This is a genomic window from Rhodanobacter sp. GW835-FHT13D09, assembly GCF_058793995.1.
Window position 1 is genome coordinate 1 of sequence record NZ_JBXAGL010000008.1, and the last position, 20,918, is coordinate 20,918.

At 67.9% G+C, this 20,918-nt stretch carries 17 protein-coding genes and 1 tRNA gene; 13 read left to right on the top strand and 5 right to left on the bottom strand.

Features of this window, described 5'->3' with window-relative positions:
• Nucleotides 1-191 precede the first annotated feature (191 nt).
• From lolA to AC1Q5A_RS11575, 8 genes are all read left to right on the top strand, one after another.
• Nucleotides 192-857, top strand: coding sequence for an outer membrane lipoprotein periplasmic chaperone LolA (gene lolA / locus AC1Q5A_RS11540; RefSeq protein WP_492700864.1), 666 nt, complete (start codon nucleotides 192-194; stop codon nucleotides 855-857).
• A 7-nt stretch (nucleotides 858-864) separates the two neighbouring features.
• Nucleotides 865-1,557 carry a YoaK family protein gene (locus AC1Q5A_RS11545; RefSeq protein WP_492700865.1) on the top strand — a complete coding sequence of 231 codons (693 nt, stop codon included), beginning with the start codon at nucleotides 865-867 and terminating at the stop codon, nucleotides 1,555-1,557.
• Between the two features lie 108 nt (nucleotides 1,558-1,665).
• Entirely contained in the window at nucleotides 1,666-3,003 is a 1,338-nt protein-coding gene (locus AC1Q5A_RS11550; protein WP_492700866.1) for a replication-associated recombination protein A, read from the top strand.
• Between the two features lie 108 nt (nucleotides 3,004-3,111).
• Nucleotides 3,112-3,690, top strand: coding sequence for a hypothetical protein (locus AC1Q5A_RS11555; RefSeq protein ID WP_492700867.1), 579 nt, complete (start codon nucleotides 3,112-3,114; stop codon nucleotides 3,688-3,690).
• 164 nt (nucleotides 3,691-3,854) lie between these two features.
• The gene (gene serS / locus AC1Q5A_RS11560) at nucleotides 3,855-5,135 is read left to right on the top strand and encodes a serine--tRNA ligase (RefSeq protein ID WP_492700868.1); all 1,281 of its coding nucleotides are present in this window, start codon (nucleotides 3,855-3,857) and stop codon (nucleotides 5,133-5,135) included.
• Nucleotides 5,132-5,515 (top strand): LrgA, encoded by a 384-nt coding sequence (locus AC1Q5A_RS11565; protein WP_492700869.1) that lies wholly within the window; start codon nucleotides 5,132-5,134, stop codon nucleotides 5,513-5,515. Before serS ends, AC1Q5A_RS11565 begins: the two co-directional genes overlap by 4 nt.
• A 214-nt stretch (nucleotides 5,516-5,729) precedes the next feature.
• Nucleotides 5,730-5,819: transfer RNA gene (locus AC1Q5A_RS11570), tRNA-Ser, on the top strand.
• A gap of 112 nt (nucleotides 5,820-5,931) precedes the next feature.
• On the top strand, nucleotides 5,932-6,636 hold the full coding sequence (locus AC1Q5A_RS11575) for an aspartate/glutamate racemase family protein (RefSeq protein ID WP_492700870.1): 705 nt from the start codon (nucleotides 5,932-5,934) through the stop codon (nucleotides 6,634-6,636).
• A gap of 117 nt (nucleotides 6,637-6,753) precedes the next feature.
• Here the strand turns inward: AC1Q5A_RS11575 and AC1Q5A_RS11580 are convergent, their stop codons facing one another.
• Nucleotides 6,754-8,040, bottom strand: a complete 1,287-nt coding sequence (locus tag AC1Q5A_RS11580) for an NRAMP family divalent metal transporter (RefSeq protein ID WP_492700871.1) — start codon at nucleotides 8,038-8,040, stop codon at nucleotides 6,754-6,756.
• Between the two features lie 408 nt (nucleotides 8,041-8,448).
• Between AC1Q5A_RS11580 and AC1Q5A_RS11585 the strand changes: the two genes are divergently transcribed.
• Nucleotides 8,449-11,118: a TonB-dependent receptor plug domain-containing protein gene (locus tag AC1Q5A_RS11585; protein WP_492700872.1), complete on the top strand. Its 2,670-nt coding sequence runs from the start codon at nucleotides 8,449-8,451 to the stop codon at nucleotides 11,116-11,118.
• 64 nt (nucleotides 11,119-11,182) lie between these two features.
• On the opposite strand, the gene AC1Q5A_RS11590 is transcribed toward AC1Q5A_RS11585, so the two are convergent.
• Both AC1Q5A_RS11590 and AC1Q5A_RS11595 read right to left on the bottom strand, forming a co-directional pair.
• Nucleotides 11,183-12,370: a cation:proton antiporter gene (locus AC1Q5A_RS11590; RefSeq protein ID WP_492700873.1), complete on the bottom strand. Its 1,188-nt coding sequence runs from the start codon at nucleotides 12,368-12,370 to the stop codon at nucleotides 11,183-11,185.
• A gap of 80 nt (nucleotides 12,371-12,450) precedes the next feature.
• Complete coding sequence (locus tag AC1Q5A_RS11595) at nucleotides 12,451-13,920, bottom strand: MFS transporter (protein WP_492700874.1); 1,470 nt, start codon at nucleotides 13,918-13,920, stop codon at nucleotides 12,451-12,453.
• 183 nt (nucleotides 13,921-14,103) lie between these two features.
• On the opposite strand from AC1Q5A_RS11595, the gene rnk reads away from it, so the two are divergent.
• Genes rnk through epmA form a run of 3 tightly spaced genes read left to right on the top strand, consistent with a single transcriptional unit; the run spans nucleotide 14,104 to nucleotide 17,948 of the window.
• Nucleotides 14,104-14,511, top strand: coding sequence for a nucleoside diphosphate kinase regulator (gene rnk / locus AC1Q5A_RS11600; RefSeq protein WP_492700875.1), 408 nt, complete (start codon nucleotides 14,104-14,106; stop codon nucleotides 14,509-14,511).
• A gap of 54 nt (nucleotides 14,512-14,565) precedes the next feature.
• Complete coding sequence (gene ligA / locus AC1Q5A_RS11605) at nucleotides 14,566-16,992, top strand: NAD-dependent DNA ligase LigA (RefSeq protein WP_492700876.1); 2,427 nt, start codon at nucleotides 14,566-14,568, stop codon at nucleotides 16,990-16,992.
• Complete coding sequence (gene epmA, locus AC1Q5A_RS11610) at nucleotides 16,992-17,948, top strand: EF-P lysine aminoacylase EpmA (protein ID WP_492700877.1); 957 nt, start codon at nucleotides 16,992-16,994, stop codon at nucleotides 17,946-17,948. Before ligA ends, epmA begins: the two co-directional genes overlap by 1 nt.
• A 38-nt stretch (nucleotides 17,949-17,986) precedes the next feature.
• On the opposite strand, the gene aqpZ is transcribed toward epmA, so the two are convergent.
• Nucleotides 17,987-18,688, bottom strand: a complete 702-nt coding sequence (gene aqpZ / locus AC1Q5A_RS11615) for an aquaporin Z (RefSeq protein ID WP_492700878.1) — start codon at nucleotides 18,686-18,688, stop codon at nucleotides 17,987-17,989.
• Between the two features lie 179 nt (nucleotides 18,689-18,867).
• Between aqpZ and AC1Q5A_RS11620 the strand changes: the two genes are divergently transcribed.
• The gene (locus tag AC1Q5A_RS11620) at nucleotides 18,868-20,169 is read left to right on the top strand and encodes an MFS transporter (RefSeq protein WP_492700879.1); all 1,302 of its coding nucleotides are present in this window, start codon (nucleotides 18,868-18,870) and stop codon (nucleotides 20,167-20,169) included.
• Here the strand turns inward: AC1Q5A_RS11620 and AC1Q5A_RS11625 are convergent.
• Nucleotides 20,166-20,852, bottom strand: a complete 687-nt coding sequence (locus AC1Q5A_RS11625) for a DUF2461 domain-containing protein (RefSeq protein ID WP_492700880.1) — start codon at nucleotides 20,850-20,852, stop codon at nucleotides 20,166-20,168. The two genes, AC1Q5A_RS11620 and AC1Q5A_RS11625, sit on opposite strands and share 4 nt — an antisense overlap.
• Between the last annotated feature and the right edge of the window lie 66 nt (nucleotides 20,853-20,918).

Below are 20,918 nucleotides of genomic sequence, written 5' to 3' on the forward strand. Positions count from 1 at the left end.
ATGCAGCCCGTGCTTTCTTGCCCACGCAGCGGTTGACACCAGGGGCGAGTCCATACATAGGGCGGGCACTGCCCGCCGGCTTCTGCTCGCCTCTCCGGCGGGGCAAAAGCGGCGGGCGGTGCCCGCCCTACGGATCCGTTAAGCCGATACGCTCCACAATCCACCGCCATCATCACGTTCCGGGGAATCCGATGAAACGCTTCATGCTCGCCCTGTCCGCCATCGTGCTGGCACTGTCGCTGGGTACCGTGGCGCGGGCCGCCACCGGGCCGGCACGGGCGCGGCTGGACGCCTTCGCCACCGGCCTGCATTCGCTGACCGGCCACTTCAGCCAGACCCTCACCGACATCAACGGCCACACCAGCAAGAACAGCTCCGGCACGCTGGCGCTGCAGGCGCCGCGTCAGTTCCGCTGGGACACGCTGGCGCCGTACAAGCAGACCATCGTGGCCGACGGCAGCCGGGTGTGGATGTACGACCCGGAACTGGAGCAGGTCACCGTGCGCATCCAGTCGAGCGAGGAGGCGCACAGCCCGCTCACCGTGCTGACCGACCTCAAGCAGATGGACAAGGATTTCAAGGTGGTCGAGCAGGGCGAGCACGACGGCCTGGTCTGGCTGCGGCTCAGTTCCACCGGCAAGGACCCGCAGTTCGACCACGCCGACCTCGGCTTCGACGCGAACGGCCTGGCCCGCATGACGTTCCGCGACCAGCTCGGCTCCACCACCGAGATCCGCTTCTCCGGCTGGCAGCGCAACGCGCCGATCCCGCCGGCCACCTTCAATTTCGTGCCGCCGAAGGGCGCCGACGTGATCGGCGACGCGCCGGTGATCGACGTGCAGCCGCTGAAGGACTGATGTCGCCATGACCGTGCTGCGCAAGTTGCCGCGCTGGGCCTGGATCGGCGGCGGCCTGCTCGCCTTCATCGCCGGCATGGTCAATGCCGCCGGCTACATGGGTTTCCGCCACCAGTCGATCACCAACCTCACCGGGTCCACCAGCCTGCTCGGCATCGCGGTGGGCACCGGTGACGGCGGCGAGGCGTGGCACTGGCTGCTCTCGATCAGTGCCTTCGTGGTCGGCGCGTTGCTCAGCGGCCTGATCGTGCAGCAGCACACGCTGAAGCTCGGCCGGCGCTACGGGGTGGCGCTGGTGCTGGAGTCGCTGCTGCTGTTCGCCGCGGTGCCGCTGCTGGACGCCGGCAGCTCGTACGGCCTGGACCTGGCCGCGATGGCGGCCGGGCTGCAGAACGGCATGGCCAGTACCTACAGCGGCATGGTATTCCGCACTACCCATGTCTCGGGCATGTTCACCGACCTGGGCATCTACATCGGCCAGCGCCTGCGCGGGCTGGAGGTGGATACCTTGCGCATCCGCGTCTGCCTGCTGGTGGTCGGCACTTTCGCCTTCGGCAGCGGGGTGGGCGCGATGCTGTTCCGCGTGTTCGGCGAGCACACCCTGCTGATCCCGGCCACGCTCACCGGGCTATGCGGCATGGGCTACGGCATCTACCGCCAGTACACGATGACGGTGGGAATCCGCCCGGACGAGGTGTGACCGTCGCGCGGGTCGCGGCCGTCGGCGCCGGCCCGGCATGTGCCGACTGACCCGGATAGCCGCCCGGCCACGCCCTGGGGCAACGGCGGCATGACGTATCATGCGGGCATGCCCCGTCCCGTCCCCACACCCGGCGCCGGCCTGTTCGCCGAGCCCGACGCGCTCAAGCCGCTGGCCGAGCGCATGCGTCCGCGCAGCCTCGACGAAATCGTCGGCCAGCAGCGCCTGGTCGGCCCGGACAAGGCGCTGCGCCGCGCACTGGAGGCCGGCAGGATCCACTCGATGGTGCTGTGGGGCCCGCCCGGTTGCGGCAAGACCACCCTGGCGCTGCTGGTGGCGCGCTACGCCGACGCGGATTTCCGCGCGATCTCCGCCGTGCTGTCCGGCCTGCCGGACGTGCGCAAGGCGCTGGCCGAAGCCGAGGTGAACTTCGCCCAGGGCCGGCGCACCGTGCTGTTCGTGGACGAGGTGCACCGCTTCAACAAGACCCAGCAGGATGCGTTCCTGCCGCACATCGAGCGCGGCGTGATCATCTTCATCGGCGCCACCACCGAGAACCCCTCGTTCGAGCTGAACTCCGCGCTGCTGTCGCGCTGCCGCGTGCACGTGCTGGAGCCGGTCTCGACCGACGACATCATCGCCGCGCTGAAGCGCGCCTTGAACGACAGCGAGCGCGGCCTTGGCGAACTGCAGCTGCAGGTTTCCGACGAGTCGCTCGACTCGATCGCCCAGGCCGCCGACGGCGACGTGCGCCGCGCGCTGACCCTGCTGGAAATCGCCGCCGAGCTGGCCGACGACCGCACGATCGACGAAGCCACCCTGGCCCAGGTGCTGGCCGATCGCACGCGTCGCTTCGACAAGCAGGGCGAGCAGTTCTATGACCAGATCTCGGCGCTGCACAAGTCGGTGCGCTCGTCCGACCCCGATGCGGCGGTGTACTGGCTGTGCCGCATGCTCGACGGTGGCGTCGACCCGCTGTATCTGGCCCGGCGGATGACCCGCATGGCGGTGGAAGACGTCGGCCTGGCCGAGCCGCGCGCCTGGCGCATGGCGCTGGACGCGTGGGATACCTACGAACGCCTGGGCAGCCCCGAGGGCGAACTCGGCCTGGCCCAGCTGGCGATCTGGCTGGCCATCTCGCCCAAGAGCAATGCCGCCTACATGGCCTACAACAAGGCCCGCGACGCGGTGCGCGAAGGCGGCACGCTGGAAGTGCCGATGCACCTGCGCAACGCGCCCACCAAGCTGATGAAAGGCCTCGGCTACGGCAAGGGCTACCAGTACGACCACGACGCCGAAGGCGGCATCGCGCTCGACCAGCAGTGCCTGCCCGAGGCGCTCGCCGGCAGCGTCTTCTACGAACCGGTCGAGCGCGGCCTGGAACTGCAGCTGCGCGAAAAACTGCTCACCCTGCGCGCCGCCCGCGCCAAGGCCCGCAAGGCGTAGCCGCCCGCGCGGGCGATGCGCTTCCCTTATGCGGCGGTGTTGCACGCCCCCTTGCCGTCGTCGCGACCCACGGCCTAGATTCGCCCCACCAACCGGGGAGGGTGAACCATGCGCGTACTCGTGGCAGGTCTGATCGGTGGCATCGTGGTCTTTGTGTGGGGCGTGCTGGCGCACATGGCGCTGGGGCTGGGCAATGTCGGCATCCGTATGCCGACCAACGAAAACGTCGTGTTGAGCAGCCTGCATGAAGGACTCGGCGACCAGCCGGGCGTCTACATCCTGCCGTCGCTGGATCCGAAGCAGATGGGCGACGCGGCGGTGGTCAAGGCTTACTCGGCCAAGGCCGCGACCTCGCCGTACGCCTGGGTGGTCTATCTGCCGCAAGGCGACGACATGATGCAGATGGGGCCGCAGATCGGGCGGCAATGGGCGTCCGATACGCTTGCCGCGCTGGCGCTGGCCTTCGTCATCGGCCTTGCCGGCCTGGGTTTCCGGCGGCGCATCGTCGTGGCCGCTGCCGCGGCCGTCTTCGCCTGGCTGAGCACGATGCTGCCGTACTGGAACTGGTACCGCTTCCCGCTCGACTTCACCCTGGCCGCGCTGGTCGAGCAACTCGTCGGCTGGCTGCTTGCCGGCGCTGCGATGGCATGGTGGCTGGGCCGCAGCGAACGCAGGCTGGCCCGCTGAACCGCCGCATTTCCTAACTTTGCGGAGCCGGTTTGCCCCTCCCCTACGTGCAGTAGGGGAGGGCCGGGGTGGGGTGAAGCCCCTCACGCCATCCGAACTCACATTGCGGGCACCACCACCCCCAGCGATAATTCGCAGTTCAAGCCTTCACCCGGACCTCGATCATGCTGGATCCCGCCCTGCTGCGTTCGCGCCTCGCCGAAACCGCGGCACGCCTCGCCGAAACCCGTGGCTACACGCTGGACGTGGCCGCCGTGGAGGCGCTGGAGAGCAGCCGCAAGCAGCTGGCGATGGAGACGCAGGAACTGCAGAACCTGCGCAACACCCGCTCCAAGGCGATCGGCCAGGCCAAGGCCAAAGGCGAGGACGTGGCGCCGCTGATGGCCGAAGTCGCCGGCATCGGCGACCGGCTCAAGGCGAATGAGCAGGCGTTGGCGGAAGTGCAGGCGAAGCTCGCCGATATCGCGCTGGGCATTCCGAACATTCCGGACGCGTCGGTGCCGGTCGGCAGGGACGAACACGACAACGTCGAAGTAAGCCGCTGGGGCGCGCCGCGCGATTTCGCCTTCGAGGTCAAGGACCACGTCGAACTCGGCACGCGCCACGGCTGGCTCGACGGCGACGCCGGCGCCAAGCTGTCCGGCGCGCGCTTCACCGTGCTGCGCGGCCAGCTCGCCCACCTGCACCGCGCGCTGGGCCAGTTCATGCTCGACCTGCACACCGCCGAGCACGGCTACCTCGAGTGCAACGTGCCGGTGCTCGTCAACGCGGACAGCATGCAGGGCACCGGCCAGTTGCCGAAGTTCGAGGAAGACCTGTTCGCCACCGACGTTGGCGGGGCGAAGCGCTACCTGATCCCCACCGCCGAAGTCTCGTTGACCAACCTGATGCGCGACACCATCCAGGACGCCGACGCGCTGCCGCTGCGCATGACCGCCCAGACACTGTGCTTCCGCGCCGAGGCCGGCAGCTACGGCCGCGACACCCGCGGCATGATCCGCCAGCACCAGTTCGAGAAGGTCGAGATGGTGCAGATCGCCCGCGCCGACCAGTCGCACGCGCAACTGGAGGAGATGGTCGGCCACGCCGAGAAGGTGCTGCAGAAACTCGGCCTGCCGTACCGCAAGATGCTGTTGTGCAGCGGCGACATGGGCTTCACCGCGGTCAAGACCTACGACCTCGAAGTGTGGCTGCCCAGCCAGCAGACCTACCGCGAAATCTCCAGCTGCTCCAACTGCGAAGACTTCCAGGCGCGCCGCCTGCAGGCCCGCGTGCGCAACGCCGACAGCGGCAAACCCGAACTGGTGCACACGCTCAACGGCTCCGGCCTCGCCATCGGCCGCGCCCTGATCGCGGTGATGGAAAACAACCAGAACGCCGACGGTTCGATCACCGTGCCCGCGGCACTGCGCCCGTACATGGCCGGCCTGGACTGCATCGCATGAACACCCCGGCACCCGCGCGCAGCAGCTGGGGCAGGGTGGAGTTCTACACCAGCTTCTTCCTGCTGATCGTGCTGGCCAGCGTGATCGGCACCCGCCTCGGCTTCGAGAGCGTGTGGCAACTGCCCACGCTCGACCTCGACCTCTCGGTGGTCGCGCTGGCCCTCGTCCTTGCCAGCTTCTGGTTCGCCCGCCACAGCCGCCGCTGGCGCCTCATCATCATCGCCTTCGCCAGCGCCACCCAGCTGGTGCCGATGGTGATGCGCGAGCCGGTGCTGCTGTTCCCGCTGCTCGGCGCGCTGATCCCGGTGGCGATCCTGGTGGGGTGCCTGGTGGCGTTGTCGAAGAAGGGCGGCAACGGCCGTCCGCCGCTGGGTTCCTGATAGACTCGCCGCGTCATTGGCAGCGCAAGGCTGCCATGCGTGGAAGGTTCCACGGAGAGATGGTCGAGTGGTTTAAGGCAGCAGTCTTGACGCGTAGGCAGGAGGCCGAAGCGGACAGCGGCGTAGCCGCTGGCCCCGAAGGGGTGGAGGGCAGGATGCCCGGAACAAAACTGCCGTAGCGGCGTGCGCAGCACGCCAAGGCGAAAGTCACAACGGAGAGATGGCCGAGTGGTTTAAGGCAGCAGTCTTGAAAACTGCCGTAGGTGCAAGCCTACCGTGGGTTCGAATCCCACTCTCTCCGCCACTAACCACGCGGTCAGTCCGCTTCACGGCTTCCGCCTTGCGGCGTCTGGCTGCTGAATGTCCGCCTCCTATTGCAGGAGTCAGCGCCACAGGTCATCGAGGAGGCTGCGCAAGTGAGAACACTGGGATTGATTGGTGGCATGAGTTGGGAGTCCACCGTCCCTTACTACCGGCAGATCAACGAGGCGGTCAAACAGCAACTCGGCGGGTTGCACTCTGCCAAGCTGGTTCTCTTCAGCGTCGATTTCCACGAGATCGAGCAATTGCAGCATGCCGGCGAGTGGGAAAAGGCCGGTGAGGTCCTGGCACAAGCCGCATCCGCATTGGAACGGGCGGGAGCGGAAGGCCTGGTGATCTGCACCAACACCATGCACAAGGTGGCTGCACAAGTGCAGTCGGCCGTCTCCATTCCCTTGTTGCATATCGCCGATCCCACTGCCGCAGCGATCAAGGCTGCCGGGTTGACCAGCATCGGCTTGCTGGGAACTCGCTTCACCATGGAGCAGGATTTCTATCGGGAGCGCCTGGAGAAAAGCCACGGACTCAAGGTCCTTGTCCCCGGCGAAGAGGATCGGGCCGTGGTGCACACGGTGATCTACGACGAACTTTGCCTGGGCATGGTGCGTGGAGAATCGCGCAGGGAATTCGTGGACATCATCGACCGCCTGGTCAGCAACGGGGCACAGGCCATCATCCTTGGGTGTACCGAGATCTCCCTCCTGGTTCGACCGACGGACACCTGCGTGCCGCTGTTTGACACGACGGCGATCCACGCAGCTGATGCCGTGCGCTGGTCTCTCGAGGGTGGGGCAGCCTAGTCCGCTGCTGATTGTTGCGACGAGGGCCACCCCGGCCGGTTTCGGAAAGGTCTGACCAATCGACCTCTTGCTCGTCATTCCTGCCAAAAAACGGGGTTGCCGAAAGCGGGGTCGGATTCACTTCCCCCACGTCACGAACATCCCCACCACCGCTACCCCCATCGCGACGGTAGCCAGCCAGCCGAACAGTTTCAGCGGCCACGGCATGGTGAATTCACCCATGACCTTGTTGCTGGAGCCCATCAGCATCATCGCGACCATCAGCGGCACGGCGGCGACGCCGTTGACCACCGCGCTCCAGTACAGCGCCTTGATCGGGTCGAGCGGGGTGAGGTTGAGCGCGATGCCGAGCAGGGCGGAGCCGATCAGCACGCCGTAGAAGAACCTGGCTTCGTGCGGCTTGTGTTCGAGCCCGCTGCGCCGGCCGAACGCGCCGGCGGCGGCGTAGGCGGTGGCGCCGGTCAGCACCGGCACGGCGAGCAGGCCGGTGCCGATGATGCCGGCGGCGAACAGCGCGAACGCCAGCTCGCCGGCCAGCGGCCGCAGCGCTTCGGCGGCCTGGGCGGAGGACTGGATGTCGGTCTTGCCGTGCGCATGCAGCACCACGGCGGCGGTGAGGATGATGAAGAACGCGATCAGGTTGGAGAAGATCATCCCCACCGTGGTGTCGATGCCGATCCGGCGCAGGGCGCTCGGTGCCTGTTGCGGCGCGTCCTGCAGTGGCTTGCGTCGTTCGCTCGTCTCGATCTCCTCCACTTCCTCGGAGGCCTGCCAGCAAAACAGATAAGGGCTGATGGTGGTGCCGAGCAGGGCGACCAGGCCCACGGCGTAGGCGGCGTTCCAGCGGATCGGCGGCAGCACGATGCTCCTCAGCACGGCGCGCCAGGGCACGTCGATCACCAGCACGGTGGCCACGTAGGCGAACAGGCTCAGGGTGAGCAGCTTGAGGATCGGCGCGTAGCGGGTGAACGGAATGAACACCTGCAGCAGCAGCGACAGCACGGCGAAAAGCGCCGCGTAGAGCAGGGCGGGGCCGCCGACCAACAGTTTCAGCGACGCGCCCATGGCGCCGATGTCGGCCGCCAGGTTGATCACGTTGGCGACGAAGATCAGCGCCAGCAGCCCATACACCAGCTTGCGCGGGTAGTGCAGGCGCATGCCGTCCATCAGGCCGTGGCCGGTGACGCGGCCGATGCCGGCGCTGATCGCCTGGATCGCGATCATCAGCGGCATGGTCAGAAACACGCACCACAGCATGCCGTAGCCGAACGCTGCGCCCACCTGCGAGTAGGTGGCGATGCCGCTGGGGTCGTCGTCGGCCGCGCCGGTGATCAGGCCGGCACCGAGATCTTTCCATGGCGGGGCTTCCTGACCGCCGTCTTCGGTGTTTTCGTGTGCGGCCATGCTGCTGTTTCCGCTGTGTGACCCCGCCCGGGGTGTGGCAGGGGATGATGCAACACTCGTGAACGCCGCGTGTAACGAGGTATCGCAACGAAATTCACGGGCCGGGATGTACACAGCGGCATCGCCACGATGATCGCGTGGATGCGAAGGACGGTTGATTGTCGGCAGACGCATGGACTCGGTAAGCCATCGAATTTGCCCATCGCCCAAACAAAACGCCGCCGGGCGCCTGGTCTCCGCCACCCCGCAAATTTCCACGCATTCGCGTGATATTGCGGTTTACTCCCTCCGCACCATGCCGTTTTTGCGAATGGCGCTCATCGAAACCTTAACGAGTCTTTTCTAGCGGGTCGAGCAGGAGTAGGTTGCGACGCTGGGCCGATGGGGCTAATTCAAGGGGAACAGCAGATGCTTAAACAAACAGGTGTCAACGTGGTGCTTTTGCGTGCGGTGCGCACGGCACTTGCAGCCGCGGCACTGGTGGCATGGTCGGCGCAGGCGCAGGAGCCGGGTGCGGTGGATGGAGGAGGAGGGCAGTCCACTACTGGCCAGGCAACCAAGGCACAGGGGAAGAGCAACGCTGCAAACAGCAAGACGACCACCAACCTGCAAGAGGTGGTGGTGACCGGCACGCACCGGGCCGGCCTGTCGCCGACCGCATCCATTTCGCCGATCGACGCGTTCAGCGGCAAGCAGATCGCGGAGCAGCCTTCGGCGGACCTGACCGACACGCTGACCAACATCGTGCCGTCGCTGACCACCCAGCGCTTCCCGATCGCCGACGGCACGGCGTTCGTGCGGCCGGTGTCGCTGCGCAACCTGTCGCCCGACCAGACCCTGGTGCTGGTGGATGGCGTGCGCTTCCATCGTTCGGCGCTGGTCAACCTGCAGATCGATCCGCTCGGCACGTTCAATCAGGGCGCGCAGGCGGTCGATTTCTCGGTATTCCCGTCCAACGCGATCGAGCGCGTCGAGGTGCTGCGCGACGGTGCCTCGGTGCTGTACGGCTCCGACGCGATCGCCGGCGTGGTCAACGTGATCCTGAAGAAGGCGCCCAAGGGCGTGACGCTCAGCGCGGAGCTGGGCAAGTACGACAAGGGCGACGGCGACCTGCGACGCTACGACGCCGACGCGGGTTTCCGGCTCGGCACCGACGGCTTCGTGCACGTGAGCGCCGAGCGCGAAACCACCGATCCCACCTCGCGTGGCGTTCCGCAAGGGGGCGCGGCGGCCGTGGCGGCCGTGGTGGGTGCGAACCTGGTGCCGTACAACGGCCTCGGCCAGCGCTGGGGCGACCCGCAGACCAAGTCGAACAAGCTGTTCGTCAACGCGGGCCTGCCGCTGGCCGACGACGTGCAGCTCTACGGCTACGGCAACTTCATGGACAAGAAGGTGCTGTCCAGCTTCTTCTACCGCAAACCGGTGCTGCCGCCGCAGTACGGTATCTCCGGCCGCTCCACCCTGGTCAGCTACGCCAACGGCACCCTGACGCCGGCGAACGCACCGCAGTCGCTGGTGGACAGCATCACCGCCGGCGGCGGCAACCCGGCGAACTACCTCACGGCCAACTCCGCGAGCCCGAGCGGCTGGGAGCTGCTCAACCCGATCTACAAGCTGTTTCCCGGCGGCTACAGCCCGATGTTCGGCGCCGACATCGCCGACCACCAGCTGGTCGGCGGCGTACGTGGCGGCGGGCAGAGCAACTTCCAGTGGGATACGCACTACCGCACCGGCAGCAACGAGGTCGACTACCGGCTGCAGGGCTCGATCAACCCGAGCCTGGGCAGCCTTTCGCCCACCAGCTTCCGTCCCGGCAAGCTGACCCAGCGCGAGCAGGACGCCGGCGCGGACTTCGTCCGTTCATTCGACAACTCGCCGCTCACGCTCGCCTTCGGTGCGCAGTGGCGCCAGGAAACCTACATCATCCACCAGGGCGACCCCGGCTCGACCCAGGTGGGGCCGACCGCGTCGGTGTTCGGCGTGGGGTCGGACGCCTTCCAGGGCTTCCCGACCGATGCGGCCGGGCGGTTCACGCAGAACAGCTACTCCGCCTACTTCGACGCCGAGACGAACCTCACCGACAAGTGGTCGGGCGCCGCCGCGGTGCGCTACGAGCATGCGAACGGCTACGGCTCCAAGGTGGTGTACAAGGTGTCCAGCCGCTACGCGTTCACCGACACGTTCGCACTGCGCGGCACGTTCAACACCGGCTTCCGCACGCCGACCCCGGGCCAGGCGCATACGCTCAACGTCACCACCACGGCGAACGCCCAGGGCGGCCTGATCCCCAGCGGCACCTATCCGGTGAACAACCCGGTGGCGCGCGCGCTCGGCTCGACGCCGCTGCAGACCGAGACGTCGAAGAGCCTGTCGGTGGGTGCCGTGTGGACGCCGACCGACAACATCACCACGACCCTGGACTACTACCGGATCAGGATCGCCAACCGCATCGGCCTGGTCAGCAAGACCGTGACCCAGGCCACCGTCGACCAGCTTACCGCCGGCGGCTACCCGAACGCGCCACTGCTGCTCGGCAGCGACGCCAGCTACTTCGGCAATGCGTTCGGCTCCCACGTCAGCGGCATCGACTTCGTGCTCGACACGCGCCACCAGCTGGGCGACGGCACGCTCAACGTCGACTTCCGCTACAACCGCAACAAGCAGGATGTGGTCAAGGTCAAGCCGGACACGCTCAACAACGATTTCGTGTACGACCTCGAGCACCAGGTGCCGAAGACCCGCTCCGTGCTGAGCTTCGACTACGGGCTGCACCAGTTCGACGCCATCGCGCGGATCAACCACTACGGCGGCTGGAGCACCACGGTCGGCCTGTTCGGCAGCAACAATCCGCCGGACGACGTGAACCACTACGGCGGCAAGACGCTGCTGGACCTGGAGGCGCGCTACAAGTTCAACGACACCTTCACGGTGGCCATCGGCGGCAACAACGTGTTCGACACCTACCCCGGCAAGGAGCAGAACGCCACGTTGCAGTACCTCGGCGTCAAGTACGCGCTCACCTCGCCGTTCGGCTTCAACGGTGCCTTCTGGTATGCGCGGGTGACGGCCAACTTCTGAGCCGTCCGATCCGTCGCGCGAAACGCCCCGTCCGGGGCGTTTCGTCTTTCCGGGCCGGAGCCGATCAGCGCGGCGGCGCGTTCTCCGGCGTACGTCGCAGCAGCCACGCCAGCACCGGTGGCGTCACCATCGCAGTGAGCAGCGACATCGCCACGATGATCGCGTAGATGCGGTTGTCGAATACGCCGGCGGCCAGGCCCAGGGTGGCGACCACGATGCCCACCTCGCCGCGCGGCACCATGCCGAAGCCGATGATGGTGGCACTGCGCGTGCCCAGCGTGAGCGAGCCGAGCCAGCCACCGGCCAGCTTGGAGACGATCGCGATCGCGGTGACCACGGCCAGCATCCACAGCGCGTCGGCACCGGCCAGCTCGTGCAGGTCGACCTTGCTGCCGGTGACCACGAAGAAGAACGGGGTGAGCAGGGCCAGCAGCGGCCGGGTCTGCTTTTCCAGGGTGTGCTGCTGGCGCGTTTCCGAGGCGATCATGCCGGCCAGGAACGCGCCGATGATCGCGGCCAGGCCGAAGCGGGTGGACAGCCAGGCCAGCCCCAGGCACAGCGCCAGCACGATCATCAGCGGCGAATGCGGGTTCAGCGGCTTGTCCAGCCAGCTGGAGTTCCAGCGCATCACCCGCGCGCCGCCCCAGCCGATCACCGCGATGAAACCGACCGCGCCGGCCAGCACCACCAGCAGCTGCGAGGCCTCGATGCTGCCGCCGCCCTGCAGCGACACCACCACGCCGAGCAGCAGCATGGCCAGGATGTCGTCGATCACCGCGGCGCCCAGGATCACCTTGCTCTCGATGCGCTGCAGCGCGTTCAATTCCTGCAGCACGCGCGCGGTGATGCCGGCCGAGGTGGCCACGAACGCGGCCGCCACGAACAGCGAGCGGTCCCAGTCGAAGCCGTTGCCGTGGGCCCACGCGCTGCCCATGCCGAATGGCACCAGCACGCCGACCACGCCGACCGCGAACGCCACCTTGCCGACCTTTTTCAGGTCCTCCAGCCGCGTTTCCAGGCCCACTGCGAACAGCAGCAGGATCACCCCGATCTCGGCCAGCACGTCGAGCGGGGTGCCGGTGGCGACCTGCGCGGGCGTGATCCAGCCCAGCAGCGAGGGACCGATCGCGCAGCCGGCGGCGATCTCGCCGACCACGCCGGGCAGCTTCAGCCGCTGCGCGATCTCGCCACCGAGCTGGGCAGCGACGAACACGACGAACAGGGTGAACAGGATGTCGCTGGCGTGGTGCATGCGTCGCGGCTCCGGGCTTGCGGCAAGGACTGCATGCTACATGCAGGCGTCCACGCCTGTGCCATGAAGGCCGCGCGGGATCAGGGCGTCGGAACGGTACTGGCGGGGGCGGCGCGGTCCGGCCGCAGCCGGCCGAACACGCGGCTGGCCGCGGCGGTGATCAGCGCCAGCAGTAGCACCGTCCAGCGGAACGCCACCACGTAATCCTCGTGCGCATGGCCCTGCAGCAGCGCCTGCATCAGCAAGGTGGACAGCGCGATGCCGAAGCTCATCGCCAGGTACTGCGCGGTCGAGGCCATCGAAGAGACCATCGAGGCATGCCGGATATCCACGTCGACGTAGATCAGCGTGTTCATGGTGGTGTACTGCAGGCCCGCGAAGGCGCCGTAGCAGAAGGTGAGCGTCGCGATCAGCCACACCGGCGAGCCCGGACCGAGCAGGGCGAACATCGCCAGCAGCAAGGCCACGATCAGCGTGTTGCCGAGCAGCAGGCGGCGATAGCCGTAGTGGACCAGCGCCCGGTGCACCACCCACTTGGCCGCGATCGAGCCCAGCGCCTGCGGCACCATCATCAGGCCGGCCATCAGCGGCGACCAGTCGCAGCCGATCTGCAGGAACAGCATCAGCAGCAGGAACATGCCGGAGATGCCGAGCCGGGTGAAGATGCCGCCGGCCAGCGACACCCATACGCTGCGCACCCTGAGCAGACCGAGGTCCGCCACCGGGTGTGCGGTGCGCCGGCTGTGCCAGACGTAGAGCGCGCCGAGCAGCACGGCCGCCAGCGTGTACAGACCCATGCCCGACCACGGCACCGGGCTGCCGCCAGCCAGTTCCGAGGCGGTCAGCAGCAGCGCGGAGGCGGCCGCGAACAGCAGGAAGCCGGGCAGGTCGAAGCGGTTGGCATGGTCGAGCCGATAGTCGGGCATGTCGCGCTGGTTCATCCACACGCCGGCGATCGCCACCGGCACGTTGATCAGGAAGATCAGCCGCCACGAGGTGAACTCCACGATCGCGCCGCCCAGCAGCGGCCCCAGCACCGAACCGAGCAGGCCGAACGTGGCCACCGTGCTCATCGCCCGCACGAACTCGCGCTTGTCGATGCTGCGCACCAGCACGTAACGGCCCACCGGCATCAGCGCGGCGCCGCCGATACCCTGCACCACGCGCGCGGCGACCAGCTGCGGCAGCGTCTGCGCGATACCGCACAGCAGCGAGCCCAGGCCGAACACCACGATCGCCGCACCGAACACCCGCCGCGTGCCGAAGCGGTCGCACAGCCATGGGCTGGCCGGAATCAGGATCGCCAGGGTCAGCACGTAGCTGGTCAGCGCGGTGCGCATGCCGAGCGGCGTCACTGCGAGCGCCTCGGCCATCGCCGGCACCGCGGTGTTGACCACGGTGGAATCCAGCGCCTGCATGAAGAACGCGGCGGCGACCAGCCACAGCAGCCCGCGGTAGCGCTCGCGCGAGGACATTTCACGTGGATCGGCAACCTCCGCCGTTGGCGCGGGGGCGCCGGCTTGGATGTCCGTGGCGGTGAGGGGAGCCATTGCCGGGATGGTAGCTGCTACGACAGCTTGATTTTCGCCGGTGCTATCCGCACAGTGCGTCTTGTTTTACTGCCAGTCATGCCCAGATAGGCATCACGGCCATTGATAACCACACGCGCCGGGGCGGCTTCGTTCCGGCGTGTGCTTTTGTGCGGCAGGAGCCGCGAGTATCAGGAAAAGCTCATGAGCAAGCCAACGATCACTGTTTCCCGCATCGACATGGAGCGCATCGAAGCGCTGCTGGAGCGTCTGCCGGCCGCCGAGGCGGCCAAACTCGATGCACTGCGTGCGGAACTGGATCGTGCCGACGTGCTCGAGCCGGCGGCGATGCCGGCGCATATCGTGACGATGAACTCCATCGTCACCTTCCAGGACGAAAGCAACGGCGAGCAACTGACCCTGACCCTGGTCTACCCGGCGGCCGCGGGTGCGCCGGGCACCGTGTCCATCCTGGCGCCGGTGGGCAGCGCCCTGCTCGGACTGGCGCGCGGCCAGCAGATCGACTGGCCCACGCCGGACGGCCGCAAGCGCCGCCTGAAGGTGCTGGAAATCGCCTACCAGCCGGAAGCGGCAGGGCACTTCCACCGCTGAACCGCATCACGCGCCGGTATCGTTAAACTGCGGGGGGTTCACGAGGAGACCCGCATGACCGAACGCCCGGCCCCGGCCGAGTCTGTCGCCCGCGCCGCCGCGCTGCGGGTGCAGATCGAACAGGCCAACTACCGCTACCACGTGCTCGACGACCCGGACATCACCGACGCCGAGTACGACCGGCTGATGCGCGAACTGGAGGGGCTGGAGGCCGAATACTCCGCGCTGGCCTCGCCCGATTCGCCCACACGCAAGGTCGGCGCTCGGGCGCAGGGCGGCTTTGCCGAGGTGCGCCATGCGATCCCGATGCTGTCGCTGGGCAACGCGTTCGAGCAGGACGGCGACACCGAGCGTGAGCGTTTCCGCGAGGTGGCCGAGTTCGAGCGGCGCATCGAGCAGACGCTGAAGCGGCGCGAGCCGATCTTTTCGGTTGAGCCGAAACTGGACGGCCTGGCGATCAGCCTGCGCTACGAGCACGGCGTGTTCGTGCAGGGCGCCACCCGCGGCGACGGCGAGACCGGCGAGGACGTGACCGCCAACCTGCGCACGGTGCGGGCCATTCCGTTGCGCTTGCGCAGCGGAAAAAATGAGGATGGTTCGCTGAAATTACGAGGCAAGGGTTGGCCCGACGTGCTGGAAGTGCGCGGCGAGGTGATCATGCTGCACAAGGATTTCGAGGCGTTCAACGAGTACGCCCGCAAGCATGGCGAGAAGCCGCTGGCGAACCCGCGCAACGGCGCGGCCGGTTCGCTGCGCCAGCTCGACCCGGCGGTCACCGCGAAGCGTCGTCTCAGTTTTTTCGCCTACGCGGTCGGTGAGGTCGAGGGCGGCGAGCTGCCGCCGACCCATTCGGCCACGCTGCGTCAGCTGCGCGAGTGGGGTTTCCCCGTGTCGCCGGAAGTGGACACCGCGCGCGGCTTCGACGGGTTGATCGCCTACTACCGCCGCATCGGCGCCAAGCGCGACAGCCTGCCCTACGACATCGACGGCGTGGTCTACAAGCTGGACGACTACGCCGGCCAGCGCGAGATGGGCTTCGTCTCGCGCGCGCCGCGCTGGGCCATTGCGCACAAGTTCCCGGCGCAGGAGCAGACCACCATCGTCGAGGCGATCGAGATCCAGATCGGCCGTACCGGCGCCGCCACGCCGGTGGCGCGGCTGGCGCCGGTGCAGGTGGCCGGCGTCACCGTCACCAACGCCACCCTGCACAACGCCGACCAGGTGGCGCGGCTGGACGTGCGCGTGGGCGACACCGTGATCGTGCGCCGCGCCGGCGACGTGATCCCGGAGGTGGTGCGCGTGATGCCCGAGCTGCGGCCGCCGCATACGCGTCCCTGGCACATGCCTGCGCGCTGCCCGGTGTGCGGCTCCGAACTGCTGCGCGAGGAGGGCGCTGCCGCGTGGCGCTGCTCCGGCGGACTGATCTGCGCCGCGCAGCGCAAGGAGGCGCTGATCCACTTCGCCTCGCGCCGCGCGATGGACATCGAGGGCCTGGGCGAACGCTTCGCCGAGGCGCTGGTGGAACTCGACATCGTGCACTCGCCGGCCGACCTGTACGGCCTGGGCGTGGACGATTTCGTCGAGATGAAGCGCCGCATCGACGAGCGCGATGGGACTACCCCGGAAACCGTCAAGGCCGGCAAGGTGGCGACCAGGTGGGCGGAAAACCTGGTGGCCGGGATCGAGGCCAGCAGGCATACCACCCTGGCGCGTTTCCTGTTCGCGCTGGGCATCATGCACATCGGCGAAAGCACGGCGAAGACGCTGGCGGCCTGGCTCGGTCGGCTCGACTTCGTGCGCAGCATGCCTGCCGCCGTGCTGCGCGTGCTGCCGGACGTGGGCAGTGAAGTGGCCACTTCGATCGCCGGCTTCTTCGCGCAGGCGGGCAACGAGCGGGTCGTCGATGCGCTGCTCGAAGCCGGCATCGCGTTCAGCGACGAAGGCACGCCCTCGCCGCTGCTGCGCGAGCGCCTGGACCTGGGCGTGCTGCTGGGCATGGCCCATGTCAACAAGCTCGGCCCCAGGAGCTGCACGTTGCTGGCGCAACATTTCCCCACGCTCGACCGCCTGCAGGCTGGTGGACCGGCGCACTGGATCACCGCCGGCGTGCCGCAGGCGGCGGCGACCAGCCTGCAGAACCACCTGGCCGACCCGGCCGCGCTGGCCGAACTGCGCGAGGCCGAGGCAGCGATGCAGCGCCTGCTTGCAGCGATCCCGCACGCGGCGAAAGCAGCGACGGCACCGCTGGCAGGGCAGACCTTCGTGCTCACCGGCACGCTGGCCTCGCTCGGCCGCGACGAGGCGAAGGACCGGCTCGAAGCGCTTGGCGCCAAGGTGTCCGGCTCGGTGTCGAAGAAGACCAGCGTGGTGGTCGCCGGCGAAGCCGCCGGCTCCAAGCTGGACAAGGCGCAGGAACTGGACGTGCCGGTGTGGGACGAGGCGCAGCTGCTGGCGCTGCTGAGCGGGCACGAGGCCGGTTGATGGGCATCGAACCACTCGCTGCGCTGCGATTGCGTGCGCAGCTGTACGCACTGATCCGTGCGTATTTCGCCGAACGCCACGTGCTGGAAGTGGAAACGCCGGTCCTTTCCGTGGCCGGCAATACCGAACCGAACATCGAAAGCTTCAGCACGCGCTTCAGCGGCCACGTCGATGCCGGCGCGCGCGAGCGCTGGCTGCGCACCTCGCCGGAGTATCCGTTGAAGCGGCTGCTTGCCGCCGGCATCGGCGACTGCTACGAGCTGGGCCGGGTATTCCGCAACGGCGAGGCGGGCGGGCGGCACAATCCCGAATTCACCATGCTGGAGTGGTACCGCGTCGGCTGGGACCATCGCCGGCTGATGCAGGAAACCATCGAACTGGTCGAGGCCGCGCTGGCGATGACGGGGCGGCGCGCGGAGGTGCTGCTGACGAGCTACCGGCAGCTGTTCCTCGACGAGCTGGGGATCGATCCGGTGCATGCCGCCATCGATGAGCTCCACATGCTGCTGGCCGAATCCGGCATCGACCCGGCAGGCCTCGGTCACGACGACTGGCTGGACCTGCTGATCACGCACAAGCTGCAGCCGGCATTCCCGCGCGACCGCATCACGGTGATCCACGACTACCCGGCCAGCCAGTGCGCCCTGGCGAAAATCCGCCCCGGCGAGCCGCCGCTGGCCGAGCGTTTCGAGCTTTACCTGGGCTGCTACGAACTGGCCAACGGCTACCACGAGTTGAACGATGCAGCCGAACAACGCGCGCGGTTCGAGCGCGACAACGCGGTACGTCGCGCGCGCGGCCTGTGCGAGATCCCGCTCGACGAACGCCTGCTCGGCGTGCTTGACGCCATGCCCGACGCCGCCGGCGTGGCGCTGGGCGTGGAGCGCCTGCTGATGTGCCTGGCCGACACCGACGCGATTGCCGACGTGCTGGCTTTCCCGTTTTCCGAGGCCTGAAACGGGGACCCCGCCGTCTGGCGGGGTCCTGTCGTGCATCAGTCGCGGTTTTCCAGCAGGTAGCGGTAGATCAACCCGCCGAGGGCGCCGCCGATCAGCGGCACCAGCCAGAACACCCACAACTGCTCGATCGCCCAGCCGCCGTGGAACAGTGCCACGCCGGTCGAGCGGGCCGGGTTGACCGAGGTATTGGTGATCGGGATGCCGACCAGGTGGATGAGGGTCAGCGACAGGCCGATCGCGATGCCGGCGAAACCGGCCGGCGCGCGCTTGTCGGTGGCGCCGTGGATCACGATCAGGAAGAACGCGGTGAGCACCAGCTCGGCCACGATCGCGGCGTACAGCGAGTAGTGGTCGGGCGAGTGCTCGCCGTAGCCGTTGGCGGCGAAGCTGCCGGCGGCCACGTCGAAACCCGCCTTGCCGCTGGCGATGATGTACAGGACGGCAGCGGCGGCGATCGCGCCGAGCACCTGGATCACCACGTACGGCACCACGTCTTTCGCCGGAAAGCGGCCGCCGGCGCACAGGCCCACGGTGACTGCCGGGTTGAAATGCCCGCCGGAGATGTGGCCGACCGCGTAGACCATGGTCAGCACGGTGAGGCCGAAGGCCAGCGCCACGCCGGCGAAACCGATGCCCAGTTCCGGGAACGCTGCCGCGAAGATCGCACTGCCGCAACCACCAAACACCAGCCAGAACGTGCCGAAGAATTCGGCACCGAGACGCTTGCTCATGCTCATCGTGGAAACTCCTGCTGCGAAGGGAAGGAGATACCTGGCGTGTCCATGCGCATGCCGGGGCGGCGCATGGCGCGCCAAGTCAAGCACACCTCGGGTGCCGTCTGCCATGCCCGAGGCCACGAAGGCGGGGGCGATCTGCGGTAAGGTGGCACGCCTTCCACCGTTGAGGTCGTCCGTTGATGAATGCGCCGTCCATAGTCGACCGGGGCCGCCTGCGCCGGCGCGACGTGAGGACCTTGCTGCTGTCCGCGCTGGGCGGCGCGCTGGAGTTCTACGATTTCGTGGTGTTCGTGTTCTTCGCGATCCCGCTGAGCCACCTGTTCTTCCCGCCCGGCACGGCGCCCTGGCTGGCCCAGTTGCAGGTGTTCGGCATCTTCGCCGCGGGTTACCTGGCGCGCCCGCTGGGCGGCATCGTGATGGCGCACTACGGCGACAAGCTGGGGCGCAAGCGGATGTTCACGCTCAGCGTGTTCCTGATGGCGGTGCCGACCCTGGCCATCGGCCTGCTGCCGGTGTACGCGCAGGTCGGCATGTTGGCGCCGCTGCTGTTGCTGCTGCTGCGCGTGGTGCAGGGCATCGCGGTGGGCGGCGAGGTGCCCGGCGCGTGGGTGTTCGTGGCCGAACACGTGCCGCCGCAGCGGATCGGCTTTGCCTGCGCCAGCCTCACCTCGGGGCTCACCGTGGGCATCCTGATCGGCTCGCTGATGGCTGCGGCGATCAACGCCCGGATGAGCCCGGCCGAGGTGCTCGACCATGGCTGGCGACTGCCGTTCCTGGTCGGCGGCATATTCGGTTTCTTCGCGGTATGGCTGCGCCGCTGGCTCAGCGAGACGCCGGTGTTCGAGGCGATGCATGCGCGCAAGGAGCTGGCGACGGGCCTGCCGCTGCGGCAGGTGCTCGAACGGCACCTGCCCGGCGTGCTGTTGTCGATGCTGGTGACCTGGATGCTCACCGCGGCGATCGTGGTGCTGATCCTGATGACGCCGACGCTGGCACAGTCGGTGTTCCATGTGGCGCCGGCGCGCGCGTTCCTCGGCAACAGCGTGGCTTCGTTCGCGCTGGCACTGGGTTGTCTCTGCTACGGCTGGCTGGCCGACCGCATCGGTTGTGCGCGCGCACTGCGCGCTGGTGCGGTCGGCCTGCTGGCGTGCGGCTATGCGCTGTATCTGGACCTGCAGGGCGGTGCCACCCATTTCGTCGCGTGGTACGCGCTGGCCGGCTTCGCCGTGGGCGTGGTCGGCGTGGTGCCGGCGCTGATGGTGGCGGCATTTCCGCCGGCGGTGCGTTTCTCCGGCTTGTCGTTCTCCTACAACGTCGCCTATGCGCTGTTCGGCGGACTCACGCCGCCCTTGATCGGCCTGCTGGTGAAGCAGTTCGGCGTGCTCGCACCGGCGCATTACGTGGCGTTCACCGCCGTGATCGGCATCGCCGTGGCGGCATGGCTGCTGGCCGCGCGGCAGCGCGTGCTGGTTGTCGGCTAGAACTCCAGCTCCTGCGCCGCGCACAGGTAGTCGACCAGTGGCGCGACCTGCCTGAAGGTGGCCAGCGTCCAGGGCAGAATCTCGTCGGAGCAGGCCAGCGCCTCGCTGAAGGTGGCGCTGGCGATGAAATCCTTGCGCTTGAGGTCGTCGATCAATTCATGCGCGGGGTCGTAGCCGCGCGGCGGGCGGGTCAGCGCTTCGCCGCCCAGCTGCAAGTGCTCGCGAAACGCCCTGCTCCGCGTGGCCCGCTTCCACGCGGCCGGGTTGTCGACCAGGAACTCGCGGATGTGCTTCAGCGCATCCGGCTCCGGGTGCCACATGCCGCCGCCGGCGAAGCATTCGCCTGGCTCGATGTGCAGGTAGAACCCGGGCGCCTGGATCTCGTGCCGGCGCTGGTGGAAGAAGTGCGAACCCTGCCACGACTTGTACGGCAGCTTGTTGTTGGAGTAGCGGGTGTCGCGGTAGATGCGGTACAGCGAACCGCCGTTCTTGCGCGGGTCGGCGCGGTAGTGCGGGCTGATCTTTGCCAGCGGCGCCTGCAGGTCGGTGATCAGCCGCAGGAACGGCTCGCGCACATGGCGTTCGTAGTCGTCCTTGTGCGCGTGGAACCATTCGCGGTTGTTGTTGCGCTCAAGTGCGCGCAGGAAGCGGAAGGTGGCGTGGGTGAAATAGCTTTGGGCCATGGCGGGTTGTCGAAGGACTCGGTAGGGCGGGCAGTGCCCGCCGGATTTTCGGAATGCTGCGGAGGC

Bases quoted from the DNA above. Each gene is read 5' to 3' on its own strand.
- lolA (WP_492700864.1), top strand. From the start codon at position 192: ATGAAACGCTTCATGCTCGCCCTGTCCGCCATCGTGCTGGCACTGTCG.
- AC1Q5A_RS11545 (WP_492700865.1), top strand. From the start codon at position 865: ATGACCGTGCTGCGCAAGTTGCCGCGCTGGGCCTGGATCGGCGGCGGC.
- AC1Q5A_RS11550 (WP_492700866.1), top strand. From the start codon at position 1,666: ATGCCCCGTCCCGTCCCCACACCCGGCGCCGGCCTGTTCGCCGAGCCC.
- AC1Q5A_RS11555 (WP_492700867.1), top strand. From the start codon at position 3,112: ATGCGCGTACTCGTGGCAGGTCTGATCGGTGGCATCGTGGTCTTTGTG.
- serS (WP_492700868.1), top strand. From the start codon at position 3,855: ATGCTGGATCCCGCCCTGCTGCGTTCGCGCCTCGCCGAAACCGCGGCA.
- AC1Q5A_RS11565 (WP_492700869.1), top strand. From the start codon at position 5,132: ATGAACACCCCGGCACCCGCGCGCAGCAGCTGGGGCAGGGTGGAGTTC.
- AC1Q5A_RS11580 (WP_492700871.1), bottom strand. From the start codon at position 8,040: ATGGCCGCACACGAAAACACCGAAGACGGCGGTCAGGAAGCCCCGCCA.
- AC1Q5A_RS11585 (WP_492700872.1), top strand. From the start codon at position 8,449: ATGCTTAAACAAACAGGTGTCAACGTGGTGCTTTTGCGTGCGGTGCGC.
- AC1Q5A_RS11590 (WP_492700873.1), bottom strand. From the start codon at position 12,370: ATGCACCACGCCAGCGACATCCTGTTCACCCTGTTCGTCGTGTTCGTC.
- AC1Q5A_RS11595 (WP_492700874.1), bottom strand. From the start codon at position 13,920: ATGGCTCCCCTCACCGCCACGGACATCCAAGCCGGCGCCCCCGCGCCA.
- rnk (WP_492700875.1), top strand. From the start codon at position 14,104: ATGAGCAAGCCAACGATCACTGTTTCCCGCATCGACATGGAGCGCATC.
- ligA (WP_492700876.1), top strand. From the start codon at position 14,566: ATGACCGAACGCCCGGCCCCGGCCGAGTCTGTCGCCCGCGCCGCCGCG.
- epmA (WP_492700877.1), top strand. From the start codon at position 16,992: ATGGGCATCGAACCACTCGCTGCGCTGCGATTGCGTGCGCAGCTGTAC.
- aqpZ (WP_492700878.1), bottom strand. From the start codon at position 18,688: ATGAGCATGAGCAAGCGTCTCGGTGCCGAATTCTTCGGCACGTTCTGG.
- AC1Q5A_RS11620 (WP_492700879.1), top strand. From the start codon at position 18,868: ATGAATGCGCCGTCCATAGTCGACCGGGGCCGCCTGCGCCGGCGCGAC.
- AC1Q5A_RS11625 (WP_492700880.1), bottom strand. From the start codon at position 20,852: ATGGCCCAAAGCTATTTCACCCACGCCACCTTCCGCTTCCTGCGCGCA.